13 protein-coding genes are annotated in these 12,740 nt (G+C 70.0%); 4 read left to right on the top strand and 9 right to left on the bottom strand.

All coding sequences use genetic code 11. The features are described from left to right. The 4 genes from ABZX12_RS08115 to ABZX12_RS08100 form a co-directional block, all read right to left on the bottom strand. Positions 1 to 483 (bottom strand): DUF1269 domain-containing protein, encoded by a 483-nt coding sequence (locus ABZX12_RS08115; protein ID WP_355690967.1) that lies wholly within the window; start codon positions 481 to 483, stop codon positions 1 to 3. Between the two features lie 108 nt (positions 484 to 591). Then, positions 592 to 1,431, bottom strand: a complete 840-nt coding sequence (locus ABZX12_RS08110) for a c-type cytochrome (RefSeq protein WP_355690966.1) — start codon at positions 1,429 to 1,431, stop codon at positions 592 to 594. Positions 1,432 to 1,439: 8 nt separating this feature from the next. Continuing rightward, positions 1,440 to 1,928, bottom strand: coding sequence for a hypothetical protein (locus ABZX12_RS08105; protein WP_355690964.1), 489 nt, complete (start codon positions 1,926 to 1,928; stop codon positions 1,440 to 1,442). An 11-nt stretch (positions 1,929 to 1,939) separates the two neighbouring features. Then, positions 1,940 to 3,217: an amidohydrolase family protein gene (locus tag ABZX12_RS08100; protein WP_355690963.1), complete on the bottom strand. Its 1,278-nt coding sequence runs from the start codon at positions 3,215 to 3,217 to the stop codon at positions 1,940 to 1,942. 83 nt (positions 3,218 to 3,300) lie between these two features. Here ABZX12_RS08100 and ABZX12_RS08095 point away from each other — a divergent pair, with 83 nt between their 5' ends. Beyond that, positions 3,301 to 3,819, top strand: a complete 519-nt coding sequence (locus ABZX12_RS08095; protein ID WP_355690961.1) for a DinB family protein — start codon at positions 3,301 to 3,303, stop codon at positions 3,817 to 3,819. A gap of 13 nt (positions 3,820 to 3,832) precedes the next feature. Here the strand turns inward: ABZX12_RS08095 and ABZX12_RS08090 are convergent, their stop codons facing one another. Genes ABZX12_RS08090 through ABZX12_RS08075 form a run of 4 tightly spaced genes read right to left on the bottom strand, consistent with a single transcriptional unit; the run spans position 3,833 to position 6,052 of the window. Beyond that, the gene (locus ABZX12_RS08090) at positions 3,833 to 4,234 is read right to left on the bottom strand and encodes an arsenate reductase ArsC (RefSeq protein WP_355690959.1); all 402 of its coding nucleotides are present in this window, start codon (positions 4,232 to 4,234) and stop codon (positions 3,833 to 3,835) included. Next, positions 4,231 to 4,965, bottom strand: a complete 735-nt coding sequence (locus tag ABZX12_RS08085) for an MIP/aquaporin family protein (RefSeq protein WP_355690957.1) — start codon at positions 4,963 to 4,965, stop codon at positions 4,231 to 4,233. Before ABZX12_RS08085 ends, ABZX12_RS08090 begins: the two co-directional genes overlap by 4 nt. Beyond that, positions 4,962 to 5,636, bottom strand: a complete 675-nt coding sequence (locus tag ABZX12_RS08080) for a helix-turn-helix domain-containing protein (RefSeq protein WP_355690955.1) — start codon at positions 5,634 to 5,636, stop codon at positions 4,962 to 4,964. Before ABZX12_RS08080 ends, ABZX12_RS08085 begins: the two co-directional genes overlap by 4 nt. Positions 5,637 to 5,686: 50 nt before the next feature. Continuing rightward, positions 5,687 to 6,052: a metalloregulator ArsR/SmtB family transcription factor gene (locus tag ABZX12_RS08075; RefSeq protein WP_355690953.1), complete on the bottom strand. Its 366-nt coding sequence runs from the start codon at positions 6,050 to 6,052 to the stop codon at positions 5,687 to 5,689. 283 nt (positions 6,053 to 6,335) lie between these two features. Between ABZX12_RS08075 and ABZX12_RS08070 the strand changes: the two genes are divergently transcribed. After that, a complete protein-coding gene (locus ABZX12_RS08070) occupies positions 6,336 to 7,730 on the top strand; it encodes an FAD-dependent oxidoreductase (protein ID WP_355690951.1) in 1,395 nt (464 codons plus the stop codon). Between the two features lie 112 nt (positions 7,731 to 7,842). Continuing rightward, positions 7,843 to 8,532 (top strand): VTT domain-containing protein, encoded by a 690-nt coding sequence (locus tag ABZX12_RS08065; RefSeq protein ID WP_355690950.1) that lies wholly within the window; start codon positions 7,843 to 7,845, stop codon positions 8,530 to 8,532. On the opposite strand, the gene ABZX12_RS08060 is transcribed toward ABZX12_RS08065, so the two are convergent. After that, complete coding sequence (locus ABZX12_RS08060) at positions 8,488 to 9,219, bottom strand: alpha/beta hydrolase family protein (protein ID WP_355690948.1); 732 nt, start codon at positions 9,217 to 9,219, stop codon at positions 8,488 to 8,490. The two genes, ABZX12_RS08065 and ABZX12_RS08060, sit on opposite strands and share 45 nt — an antisense overlap. 213 nt (positions 9,220 to 9,432) lie before the next feature. Here ABZX12_RS08060 and ABZX12_RS08055 point away from each other — a divergent pair, with 213 nt between their 5' ends. Then, entirely contained in the window at positions 9,433 to 12,720 is a 3,288-nt protein-coding gene (locus ABZX12_RS08055; RefSeq protein ID WP_355690946.1) for a hypothetical protein, read from the top strand. Positions 12,721 to 12,740: the final 20 nt, after the last annotated feature.

The following is a 12,740-nucleotide window of genomic DNA, read 5'->3' as shown; positions in this document are numbered from 1 at the left end:
TCAGCTCTGCAGGGCCTGGACGAGCTCTTCCTCGCGCTCCTTGGTCAGGTTCGTCTGGATGACCGTCGGGCCGAACGGTTTGAGCGCGTCGATCACGCGGTCCACGGTCGCCGACCTGGCGAGCAGGAACACCGCGGCGTGGTCGTCCTGCAGTTCACGGCCGACGTCCTTGATCAGCTGGTCGTTGATGCCGATGTCGGTGAGCTTGCCGGCGATCGCGCCACTGGCCGCGCCGACGGCGAACCCGGCCAGCGGGTTCAGGAAGATCAGCCCGAGCAGCGTGCCCCAGAGCGCGCCGCTCGCCGCGCCGGCACCGGTCAGGTTCATCGTCTGCTGGATCCGCACCTTGCCCTTGCTGTCCTTGTAGGCGATCGCGGCGTCCTCGCGCTGCAGCAGTTGCTGCTTGGCCAGATCCTCGGTCAGCTCGATCACACGCTCGGCGTCGTCGCGACTGTTCAGGCCGAGCACCACAAGATGGGTCATGCCGGTTCCTCTCCTGCGCTGGTGGCTCGACCCGGGGCGCGCCGAGCGCCTCATTTCACCAACTGCCGGTAGTGGGACGGCTCCACCGATAGAGGTGACTTCGCAGCTTCACCCTTTACGGGGGATCCGGGGGACCTTGGCGCCGATCCAGACGGCGACGACGACGAGCAGGCCGATGCCGACCAGCCATCCCCACAACCCCTCCGACACCGGGCCGACCCGTCCGAGCGGGAAGCCTCCGGGGTTGTCCTGCTGCTGCAACTGCGTCACGTAGGCGATGATCGCGCGTTTGTCCTCGGGGAGCAGGACCGCGTCGGAGAAGACCGGCATCTGCTGCGGACCGGTCAGCATCGCCTGGTACATATTGCGCGGCGACGTGTGCATCAGCGACGGCGCGTAGCGCCCGTTCGGCAACGCGCCGCCCCGCCCGGCGAAGTTGTGGCACGCCGTGCAGTTGGTCCGGAACAGCTCGCCGCCGCGGACGATGTCCGACTGCGTCGCCTTGCTCACGTCGTACGACTCCGCCGGCGGGATCGCCGGGCCGGGGGCGAGCGAGGCGACGTACGCCGCCAGCGCCGCGATCTCCTCCTCGGTGTAGACCGGTGGCTTCTGCGGGATCTGGGCGCCGGGCTGGGCCGCCGGCATCCGCCCGGTGCTGACCTGGAAGTCGACCGCGGCCGCACCGACCCCGATCAGGGACGGGCCGGCCTGCCGTCCGTCGCCGTTGGTTCCGCCTTCGGCGTGCAGTCCGTGACAGCTGGCGCAGCCGACCGCGAAGAGCCGGCGCCCCTCTTCGATCTGCTGGGACTGCGGCCCGTCGGCTCCGGCCGCGCCGTTCGGCACCACCGCCGAGTACGTCAGGCCGACCAGCACCAGCGCGGCCACCAGTGCGACGACCTTCATCGCGCCATGTCTGCGCAGCGGTCGCCGGTCAGTCGCCTCGCCCATTCGTCTGCTCACTTCTTGTCGCGCTTGGCCTGGCGGCGTGCGCCGGCTGCGCGGGTTGACGCGTCCTTCTTCAACCCACCGGTGGTCTTCGTCGCGCGCGGCGGTCCGTCAGCGGCACGCGCCGGGCGGGACGTCGTACTCCGTGCCGCCGGAGCGGGGCCGGCTGCAGCCGTCTTCGTCGCCGCGATCCGCTCGCTGCGCAGTTCGTTCGCGGCCCGCCGGGCGGCCGTCGCCACCTCTCGGCTGACCCGCGCCAGCGCGTCCTCGAAGATCTCGGCCTTGCCGCGGTCCCGCTGGTTCCTGGGATACGCCATGCCGCGTCCGCCGGACGTGGCGACGGACAGGCTGGCGCCGCGGCGGTAGTTCTTCACGTACTTCGTGCGCGCCCGCCGGATCCGCTGGTGCAGCTCCAGCAGCTCGTCCTCGTCCAGCGCGCTCAACGCGTCCCGATCCGTCTCGGCGATCAGCAGCCGCTCGGCATCGGTCAAGGAATTCATCAGCGCTTGGTTCACAGGAAGCCCCCTGCGTCGGAGACGACGTGTCCTTGTTTCATGATCAGTGCGAAGGCGGTCTCGGGAGCGGCCAGCAGCTGGATGTCGTCCAGCGGGTTGCCGTTGACGAGGATCAGGTCGGCCAGTGCGCCCTCCTCGACGACACCGAGGACGCCCGGGTACGGATTGCGCGCACCGGACAGCGCCAGGAGCTCGGCGTTCGTGACCGTCGCCATCGCCAGCACCTCGGCCGGTGAGAACCAGCGAGTCAGCTTCGCGAGCTGTTTGCCCTGCTTCGCGGCGAGGGCGGGTTCGAACAGGGTGTCAGTTCCCCAGGCCACCCGGACGTCGTGTTTCCTGGCCAGTTCGTACGCGGTCTCGGTGCCGACCACCATCTGCTCGAACTTGGCCTGGCTGTGCGGCGGCACCGCAATCGCGTCCTCGTCGTCCAGGAACGGCTGGAGTGACCACCAGACGTCGTTCTCGGCCATCAGTTCGACGGTGTCGTCGTCGAGCAGCTGACCGTGCTCGATGCATTTCACCCCCGCCCGGATCGCCTGCTGGACGGCTCGAGGCGTGTAGGCGTGCACCATCACGTAGGTGCCCCAGTTCTCCGCGGCGTCGACGGCCGCGCGCAGCTCGGCCTCGGTGTACTGCGTGACGTCCAGCGGGTCGTACGCCGACGCGACCCCGCCGCCGGCCATCAGCTTCAGCTGCGAGGCGCCGAGCATCAGCTGCTCCCGGGCCGCCTCGAAGACCGCGTCCACGCCGTCGGCGATCCGGACGGCGCCGACGAGTTCCGCGTGACTCAGCTGACCGGCCCGGCCGCGCGGGATCTCGTGCCGGGAGCGGAAGTCGCCGTGGCCGCCGGTCTGCGAGATCATCGCGCCGGACGGGAAGATCCGCGGACCGGGGACGAGACCGGAGTCGATCGCCTGCTTCAGGCCGAACGCCGGGCCGCCCGCGTCGCGGACCGTGGTGAAACCCCGCAGCACCGTGTCGCGAGCCGTCGTGGCCGCCAGGATGTGCAGGAACCCGACGTCACCGGTCATCGCCAGGGCCAGCGGCGCGGCGGCGAAGAGCGAGTGCCAGTGCGCGTCGATCAGTCCCGGGATCAGAGTCCGCCCCTCCCCCGCGATCACGCGCGCGCCGGCGGGGACCTCTTCCGCGGCGCCGATGCTCTCGATGATCCCGGCGCGCACGACGACCTGCGTCGGGTCGCCGACGCGACCGTTGCGCACGTCCACGACCCGCACCTCGCGAAAGACGATCGGCAACTCCCGGTCCGAAGTCACGACGGCACCCTTCTTCTGCTCATCTCGAACAGTAGGACCAGTTGGCGCCCGGCCACTCACCCGATATGGAGGATGATGAATCCGTGGACAGGCTGTCCGTGCACGACGAACTCGAGCGTGCCCGTGCGGACTTCCGGCGGCTGGTCGAGTCGTCGGACGACGACGTCCTGCGGAAACCGTCGAACAGCACGCGCTGGAGCAACCGCGAACTGCTCTTCCACATGCTGCTCGGCTACCTGATCATCCGTGCACTGCTCGGGCTCGTCCGCGTTTTCGGCCGGCTACCGCGCGGGGCCAGCCGCGGCTACGCCCGGCTGCTGAACGCCGTGACCCGCCCCTTCGACGAGATCAACTACCTCGGCTCGTACGCCGGTGGGCGCACCCTGAGTCCCGCCCGCATGGTCGCCCTGTTCGACCGCGTCGTCGACAAGCTCCACCGCCGCCTCGACGCCGAGACCGACGCGGACCTGGAGCGGGGCATGCACTACCCGACCCGCTGGGACCCCTTCTTCAAGGACTACATGACGCTGGCCGACGTCTACCACTTCCCCACCCAGCACTACGACTTCCACCGTCGCCAGCTGACGCTCGGACAGGGTTAGGGCCAGACAGGTCCTAGGCGACCTGCAGTTCGGTGAGGAGTTTCTCGATGCGGGCGCGGATCTCGTCGCGGACCTGACGGACGACCTCGATCGGCTGCCCGGCCGGGTCGGTCAGTTCCCAGTCCTCGTACCGCTTGCCCGGGAAGACCGGGCAGGCGTCGCCGCAGCCCATCGTGACGATCACGTCGCTGCCTTTGGCGGTGTCGTACTCCAGGAGCTGCGGCACGTTGCCGGTGATGTCGATCCCGACCTCCCGCATCGCCTCGACCGCGACCGGATTGATCTCGTCCTTGGGCGCCGAGCCGGCCGACCGGACATCGACGGCATCCCCCGCCAGCTGCCGCAACCACCCGGCAGCCATCTGGGACCGCCCGGCATTGTGCACGCAGACGAACAGAACCACAGGCTTGCTCACGAACCGACTCCAGACTCTGTGTGGGGTACGACGACCTCGTCCGCCGAGTCACCCGCGACGGGATAGAGCACGGCGAGAAGCACCGTGCCGACGATCGCGCCGATCACCTGGAAGACCACGAAAGCCGGCACCGACCCCGGCGCGATACCAGCGAAGGTGGCGCTGAACGCCCGCCCGACGGTGACTGCCGGGTTGGCGAAGGACGTCGACGAGGTGAACCAGTACGCCGACCCGATGTAGGCACCGACCGCCGCCGGCGCTGCCGCGGACCGTCCGGACCTGGCCAGCGAGAAGACGAGCAGGATCAGTCCGGCGGTCGCCACCGACTCACCGATCCACAGCTGTTCTGCCGATCGCTGCGTGACCGACCACGAGACCGGTTCCTCGCCGAACATCAGATTCGCCAGCACGGCGCCCGCGATCGCCCCGAGGACCTGCGCGGGGACGTACGCGGCCAGCTCCCGCACGGCCAAACCGTCGCCACTTCGCCGGCCCAGCCAGCAATCGACGGCGGACACGACCGGATTGAAGTGCGCGCCGGACACCGGTCCCAGCATCAGGATCAGCACCGCGAGCCCCAACGCGGTGGCGAACGCGTTCTCGAGCAGCTGCAATCCGGTATCACCCGGCGACAGCTTCGCCGCCGCAATGCCGCTGCCCACGACCACTGTCACCAGCAGTCCGGTACCTAGCGCTTCGGCAACCACCCGCCGCGCCAGCACCCGCGTCATCGGGTGCTCCGGGTCAGAGCGGGCGCCAACCGGTCGATGCGACCGGCGAGGTCGGTGTAGGCGGCTTCGAACGCGGCGTCGGTGTCGACCGGCGCGGGGTCCGGGATCGACCAGTGCAGGCGCGGACGCTCCTCGGGCCGCAGATCCTCGTACGCGTTGTCGCACACCGCGATCAGCAAGTCGTCCCGCCGTACGACGTCGCGCAGGCGCGCGGTCCGCCAGCCGGCAGGATCCAGGCCGTGGCGGCGGGCGATCTTCAGCGCCCGCGGGTGCACGCGCTCGGCGGGCGCGGTGCCGGCGGAGGCCACCGGGATCTGGCTGCGGCGGGACCAGATGGCTGCGGCCAGCTGGGAGCGGGCCGAGTTCTGCGTACAGACGAAGACCACTCGGTTCGCCGCCGTCGGCACCGGGGTGGCGATCGCGGCGATCGCCTCCGGACGCAGCCGCACGTAGGTACGCCGCTTGTCGCCCTCGGACCGTGTCCGCGCGACGACGCCGGCGTCTTCCAGGACCTTCAGGTGATGCGCGACGAGGTTCGTCGGCAGGTCCAGCGCCGCGCCCAGCTCACCCGGAGCGGCGTCGCCGGCGACCAGCGTGTCCACGATCGCCAGTCGCGCCGGATCCCCGAGCGCCGCGTGCACCCGCGCGCGCCGCATTCGCTCAGTATTCATTGAGTCAATGATTATTGAGCTACTAGGTGGGTGTCAATGCACGACGACGCCTACCGGGATGCGGCAGACGGCTCCGGCGTGGACAGCAGCGCGGAGAGCCAGCGGAGGCGGTCGGGCATCGGCCAGTAGTAGACCCAGGTGCCGCGGCGCTCGCAGTCGACGAGACCTGCTTCGCGGAGCACGCGGAGGTGGTGGGAGATCGTCGGGCCGGACACCTCGAACTGGGGTGTGATGTCGCAGACGCACAACTCGCCGCCGGCCGACGCGATGATCGACATCAGCCGCAACCGGATCGGGTCGGCCAGGGCCTTGAACACCGCGGCGCCCTCGGCGGCCGCGGCCGGATCCAGCGCCGCCTCCGAGATCGGCGCACAGCATCCGCCGCCGGTCACGAGCGAGATCTCCTGTTTCGACATACATCTATCTTGACTCTTGTCGAATCAGGAGGCAAGGTGGGTGACGTTGATTAGATGAACATCAAGTCAAGGCCGCCGGTCTCCGGCGAGGAGGGATCGTCGTGAAGCTCATCCGGCGGATGCGCCGTACAGCCGAGTCAAGTGCCGAGTTGTGCGAGGCCTGCGGGCAGGTGTGCACCGCTCGCTGTCGCGCGAGCGCCCACCGCGAACGGACCCGCACGACCATGCTGCACCTGCCGCGCTGACAACCCTTTGCCACAACCTCTGCACACCTGGAGAACCCATGAACACCACCACGCCTGACCTGCCGGTCGTAGTCATTGGCGCCGGGCCGATCGGTCTGGCCGCCGCTGCGCATCTCGCCGAGCGAGGGCTCGACTTCATCGTCCTCGAGGCCGGTCCCTCGGTCGCGTCCGCGATCGACGAGTGGCGGCACGTGAAGCTGTTCAGCCCCTGGCGTTACGACATCGACTCCGCGGCCCGCCGCCTGCTGGAGCAGGCGGGCGGCTGGACCGAGCCGGACCTCGACACGCTCCCCACCGGCGGTGACCTGATCGACAGCTACCTCGCCCCGCTCTCGAAGACCGCGGCGTTGACGGACAAGATCCGGTACAACTCCCCGGTCGCGGCCGTCACCCGCGTCGGCTTCGACCGGATCCGCACCGCCGGCCGCGAGAACGCGCCGTACCTCGTCCGCCTCGCCGACGGCACCGAGCTGCTCGCCTCCGCGGTCGTCGACGCCGCCGGGACCTGGCGCCGCCCCAATGTCCTCGGCGGCTCGGGAATCCCGGCGCGCGGCGAGCAGCAGGCCGCCGCGTTCATCTCACCGGCCCTGCCCGACGTCCTCGGCCGCGACCGGGAGCGCTTCGCGGGCCGTCGTACGGCGGTGGTCGGCGCCGGCCACTCGGCCGCCACCACACTCCTCGACCTGGGCGAGCTCGCCGCGCAGGTCCCGGGCACCGAGATCGTGTGGGTCGTGCGCGGTTCCGACCAGGCGCGGACGTACGGCGGTGGCGACGCCGACGAACTGCCCGCGCGCGGCGCTCTCGGCAGCCGGCTCCGCGCCCTGGTGCAGTCGGGCCGCGTCGAACTGGTCAGCTCGTTCCGCATCGAGTCGATCACCACGAACGGCCGGGTCGAGCTCGCGGCCGGCGACCGCCGCGTCGTCGCGGACACGGTGGTGAACTCGACCGGCTTCCGGCCCGACCACGACATCGTGTCCGAGCTGCGCCTCGACCTGGACCCGATCCTCGGCTCGACCCGCGCCCTCGCACCGCTCATCGACCCGAACCGGCACTCCTGCGGCACGGTCCCGCCGCACGGCGCCGACGAGCTCACCCACCCCGAGCCCGGCTACTACGCCATCGGCGCGAAGTCGTACGGACGGGCCCCGACCTTCCTGCTCGCCACCGGCTACGAACAGGCCCGCTCGGTCGCCGCCGCGCTCGCCGGCGACTGGGACGCCGCCCGCGACGTCCAGCTCGACCTGCCCGAGACCGGCGTCTGCTCCTCCAACCTCGCGTACGGCGGCGCCGACGACGAAGCCGGCGGCTGCTGCGGCCCGGCGCCCCAAGCCGTCTCCGCACCGACCAGCCGCGGCCTGGCGACCGGCATCAGCGGCGGTCTGCTCACGATCATCGACGACAAGCCGGCCAACCAGTCCAGCTGCTGCGGCTGAGAGTCAGTTCCACTCCTGATCCACCTGGTCGCTAACTCGAACGCCTCTGTTCGAACTGCCTGTTAGGCTATCTCGTACACCACTGTTCGAGATAGCTGCGCGGGAGTGCCGAATGACCGAGTCGGAGCAGCCGGCGGCCGGGTGGCGGAGGTTTGTGCCGTGGGACGGTCCCGCCGGTCGGGGCGACCTCGCGGTGCTGGGGGCGATCCTCGCGGTGGTCGCGTTCGGGCTCGCGCTCCGGCCGGTCAAACCGTTCCTGATCGCGTCGCAGCCGGTGCTGCTGGCGTTCCTCACCGGCGACCTGACCGCCGTCGGTGCGGCCGCCGCGTTCGCCCGGATCGGCGAGGCGGACCTGTGGCTGGTCGTCGTCGCCGGCGCGTTCGGGATGGTGAAGTTCGACTGGCTCACCTGGTGGACCGGCCGCCGGTGGGGACTCGGCATCATCAAGATGTTCACGACGAGCGAGCGCGCCGTACGGTTCGCCGGCCGTGCCAAGGACCTGAAGCCGTGGACACTCCGCGCCGCGGTTCTCCTGGCCGCACTGCCCGGGGTCCCGACCGCCGTCGTCTACGCCATGGCCGGCTGGGCCGGCATGCGACTCCTCACCTTCCTCACCCTCGACCTCGTCGGGGCCGCCGTCATCACAACCCTCCTCGCAGCCATCGGCTACAAGGCCGGCCAAGACGCCGTCGACCTCGTCCTCCTGATCGACAAGTACGCAACGGCCGCCAGCCTCACCCTCCTCGCCACCGCAGCTCTACTCCCACTCCTCAAACGCCTCCTCAACCGGCGAACCCGCTGACCTCTGCCAGGCCCCGGTCAGGATGGATGTGAGGTCTTCGGGGGCTTCGTCGTACACGGCGTGGCCGACCGGGAGGTCGTGGACTTCCCAGGTCGGGTCGGTGCGGAGGCGCTCGTACTGGTTCTGGAACGGCGTGGCTTCCCACGCGGAGGCGTGGATCAGGGTTCGTCGCCCCACCCGATCGATGCCGTCGCCGAGCCGGAGTCGTTGGAGGAACGAGGCGACGGGATGTGGCCGCCTCCTCGGGTCCGTGTCGGCGGACGGAGCCACTGTGCGGCCGTCCGCCCCGACCCCCGCGATGATGCGGTCCCGGTAGTGGTCGTTGGCCAGGTCCCACCAGGAGTCGCCATCGGCGGGCACAAAGGCGTCGCAGAAAACGAGCCGATCGACAGCGCGGCCGGATCGGTCCGCGGCACCGGCGATCACCAGCCCCGCATAACTGTGACCGCACAAGGTGATCGGCCCGGGGCCGCAACTCTCCAAAGCCACGAGCACTCGATCGATGTGGGTGTCCAAGTTCGCCCTGGCGCCATCAGGCGACGGATCCGGCTCCAGGCCGTCGAGCGTGACGGCGAGGGCCTGATGACCGGCTCCTCGAAGCCGGGTCACGATGCCGTCCCAGGCCCACGCCCCATGCCAGGCTCCAGGTACCAGGACAAAGATCCGCTGCTGGTCTTCCGTGATCATGAAGCAAGATTCCGCTCGCCGCCCGGTGGCGGTCCACCGGTACGCGGCCACTTGATGCCTGTTACACGCCAACCTCGACCGCACCGCCCGACCGATGCGGAAATGTGACGTCACCACGGGCCAATCCCGTGCGGGAGCCGTATCAGTCGGTCGTCTCGTCGCTCTTATCAGTGAGCACGAACGAGTGCCGACAACCTCCGGGGGTGCAGCATCATGGCGATTCTTCTGGATCCGCCGACCGGCGGACTCGCGCCGGAGACGGACGTCTCGTTCCACTACGGGCGCCGCGTGTTCTGGCTGATCGCGGGCCTCGCCGTCTTCGGGCTCGCCGTGGCTTTGCTCGGCGATCGGCTCGGGGACTTCCTGCCGGACGCGTTCTGGATCGTGCTGCTGTTCGTCACCATCCTGCTGACCGGCATCGTCCTCCTCGCGGCCGCCCGCATCGAGGGGCGCACCATCCCTGACTGGGCCGGACGGATCCTCGCGCGCATCGAGACGCTGCCCTACTGGTTCGCCGTACTGCGCTGGGCCACGCTGGTTCTCGCCGCGCTGACGGCCGCACACTTCGGCGCCGCGGCGAGTCTCAAGGATCAGTCGACCTCGATCGTCGCCATCGAACTGTCCGGCAGCAGCAAGGCGTGGAGGGAGTGCGGGTGCGACGCCGCGTTCACACGAGCCGTCCAGCAGGACTTCTGGTTCATCATCTCGTACGTCCTCCTGCTCGCCCTGCTCGTCTTCTGGGCCGGCGCGTACTTCCGCCTGCCCGCGCTGCGCCGGGCACGCATCACCGTGCTGATCTCGGTCTTCGTGGCCGGCGCCTTCGACATCGTCGAGAACATCCTGATGCTGTCCGCCGGATCGTCGAACCAAGCGTGGCGGTTCGTCGCGATCTGTGCCTGGGCGAAGTTCGCCATCCTGCTCGTCGACGTCGTCTACGTCGCGGCCGGGGCGTTCGCGTGGTGGTCGACGCCGCGCTGGGTCCGGCTCGCCTCGTGGGCGCTGCCAAGGTACGCGCGCAAGGCGGCCGCCACGGTCGCGAAGGAACCACCTTCGCAGGAGGTCACCCAGCAGGCGGAAGGCAAGCAGACGCAGCGCGGTACCGCCCCGCTGGGTACGGCGCAGTACGGCATCGCCCTGTCCGGCGGCGGTATCCGGGCATCCTCGATCAGCCTCGGCGCATTGCAGGCGCTCGACGACGGCGTACTCGGCTGGTCCGGGGCGCGCGCGGTCACCGCCGTGTCCGGAGGCTCGAACCTGGCGGCGGGTTGGAGCATCTCGCGCTCCAGCTACGAGACCACCGACGGCGGGAATCCTGCCCGGATCGGTCCGGACGCGCTGAACCCGGTGCCGTGGGAGTGGCAGGACAGCGGGTGGCTCACCGCGGAAGAGCGGCATCTTGTCGACAACCTCGGGTACCTCGCATCGAACGAGCCCCGCGGCTCCGACACCGACCCGGCGGCGACGAATGCGACCAGGAAGGCCGAGAGCGCGGCGAGCCAGGCGTCGTACCGGCCGGCCGTGTTCGCGACGATCATCGCCGGACTGACCGTCAACGTGGTGGTGCTGCTGAGCATGCTCTGGGCGATCACCCGGCCGGTGGGCTGGGCGCTGCGCGGATTCACCGGGGAGGACGGCACGCTGCCGAAGGGCTCGATGCACGACCTCGTCAAGGAGCATTCGCTCGCGCTGCCTGGGATCGTCTTCCTGGTCGCCGGCTTCGCCGTACTGCTGCTCTGGGTGCTGGCGGGCCGGCTCCTGATCGGTACCGCCCAGAGCAAGGCGTGGGCGCGACTGACACTGCGGACTCTCAAGAGGGCTGCGTACGCCGCGCTCGCCATCGGGGCGCTACTGGCCCTGACGATCTGGGCCTTCGTCGAACTCGTCGGCGCGGTCGCCTACCTGTCCCTGCCCGCGCTGATCGCCACCGCGGCCGCCAGCGCCGGTGTCGTGGGCTCGGTCGTCCGCATTCTCCGCAAGCCGGCCGCCCGCTTCGCGCCCAAGCTCGGCGGGTTCGCGTTCCTCGTGGTCGCGCTGGGTCTGGCGGCGTTGTCGACCTGGACCGCGGCCAAGCACGGGGTGACCTGGTCGGGGAACGACCTGGTCAGCTGGCAATCCGGCTGGAACTGGGTTCTGGCGGTCGGGCTCGTGGTCCTGGCGGTCCTCGGCCCCAGCCCCGAGACCTGGGCGCTGGCGCCGTTCTACCGCGGCAAGCTGCGCCTGGCCTACGCGACCTACCGGACCGCGAACGCGGACGGCGACGCCACGGTGCACCCGTACGAGAACGACGACGTCGCCGGCGCTGACCTGACGAAGCGTGAGCCCGGCCTGTTCGCCTTCAACGGCACGACGGCCGTCCGTACGCCGCTCGTGGTGTGCACGACCAGCACCGTGAGCTCGCGCGCGGTCCGGACCCATTACGGCACTCCGGCGCTCAGCGTGACGTTCGATCCCGAGCGGACCACGTTGCACCTGCCCCAGGACGGACGCGGCAACACGCTGGAGTTCGCCGCGTCCACGCGGGTGCTCGACCGGCTCGGCGCGAAGCTGCACAAGCGGATCACGACGATGATGGCGGTGGCCATCTCCAGTGCCGCCGTCTCACCGGCGATGGGCCGGTTCCAGATCGGGCCGACCAGCATGCTGCTGACGTTCTTCAACATCCGGCTCGGCGTCTGGATCGCGAACCCGCGGTTCATCACCCAACTCGAGGCCGCGAACCTGCAGGACGCACCCGCCCTGCGCTATCCGAACACCGGACTCGGCTATCTGTTCAAGGAGTTCTTCGGGATCCACGACCTGGACGACCCGTACCTCTACCTGACCGACGGCGGCCACTGGGAGAACACCGGCCTGGTCGAACTGCTCCGGATGTCCGAGATCACCGAGATCGTGTGCGTCGACGCCGACTCCGGTCCGGGCGACGCGACCACGTCGCTCGGCAAGGCGATCGCGATCGCCCCCAGCGAGTGCGACATCCGGATCGACATCAGCCTCGACCCGCTCCGCGCGGCGCCGAGCGGCTCCCGCGTCCCAGCGTACTCGCCGCGCACCGTCAACATCGGCTTCTTCACCAAGGGCGCCGGCACCTTCACCTACGACACCCCGGTCGGCGTCCTGTGGTACGCGAAGCCCGGTCTGGCCAAGGAGATGCCCGCGGCGCTGCTCGCCTTCCACGAGCGCTACCCCAGCTACCCCCGGGAATCGACCCTCAACCAGTTCTTCGACACCGCGAGCTTCGTTGCCTACCGCAACCTCGGCCGCTACAACGCCCGCGAGATCCTGCTCGCCCGGACGAAACTCCGCGAAGCCCTCGACGAACTCCTCGCGTTGACCGCCACCGATCTCGACGAGCGCCTGAGGACAATGGCCTGTGCCGCGACCACCCACTGGGCCGTCACCGAGCTCTCCCGGGCCGCCCGCAGCGCGGTCCCGCCCGGCTCCCCCAACGCACCCCACCTCGTCCTGGCCTACTGCCAGGCAGTGCGAACCTCCCTGGTCTGACGCGGGAGCCCGGAGGCTGA

It is taken from the genome of Kribbella sp. NPDC003505, from assembly GCF_040610875.1.
In the GTDB taxonomy this organism is placed as follows: domain Bacteria; phylum Actinomycetota; class Actinomycetes; order Propionibacteriales; family Kribbellaceae; genus Kribbella.
Note: the sequence above shows the minus strand (reverse complement) of the source record. Positions and strands in the feature narration are given on the sequence as shown.

Excerpts from the sequence above, each read along its gene's own strand:
- ABZX12_RS08110 (WP_355690966.1), bottom strand. The coding sequence starts at position 1,431 with ATGGGCGAGGCGACTGACCGGCGACCGCTGCGCAGACATGGCGCGATG.
- ABZX12_RS08060 (WP_355690948.1), bottom strand. The coding sequence starts at position 9,219 with ATGATCACGGAAGACCAGCAGCGGATCTTTGTCCTGGTACCTGGAGCC.
- ABZX12_RS08075 (WP_355690953.1), bottom strand. The coding sequence starts at position 6,052 with ATGTCGAAACAGGAGATCTCGCTCGTGACCGGCGGCGGATGCTGTGCG.
- ABZX12_RS08070 (WP_355690951.1), top strand. The coding sequence starts at position 6,336 with ATGAACACCACCACGCCTGACCTGCCGGTCGTAGTCATTGGCGCCGGG.
- ABZX12_RS08065 (WP_355690950.1), top strand. The coding sequence starts at position 7,843 with ATGACCGAGTCGGAGCAGCCGGCGGCCGGGTGGCGGAGGTTTGTGCCG.
- ABZX12_RS08055 (WP_355690946.1), top strand. The coding sequence starts at position 9,433 with ATGGCGATTCTTCTGGATCCGCCGACCGGCGGACTCGCGCCGGAGACG.
- ABZX12_RS08115 (WP_355690967.1), bottom strand. The coding sequence starts at position 483 with ATGACCCATCTTGTGGTGCTCGGCCTGAACAGTCGCGACGACGCCGAG.
- ABZX12_RS08080 (WP_355690955.1), bottom strand. The coding sequence starts at position 5,636 with ATGAATACTGAGCGAATGCGGCGCGCGCGGGTGCACGCGGCGCTCGGG.
- ABZX12_RS08105 (WP_355690964.1), bottom strand. The coding sequence starts at position 1,928 with ATGAATTCCTTGACCGATGCCGAGCGGCTGCTGATCGCCGAGACGGAT.
- ABZX12_RS08085 (WP_355690957.1), bottom strand. The coding sequence starts at position 4,965 with ATGACGCGGGTGCTGGCGCGGCGGGTGGTTGCCGAAGCGCTAGGTACC.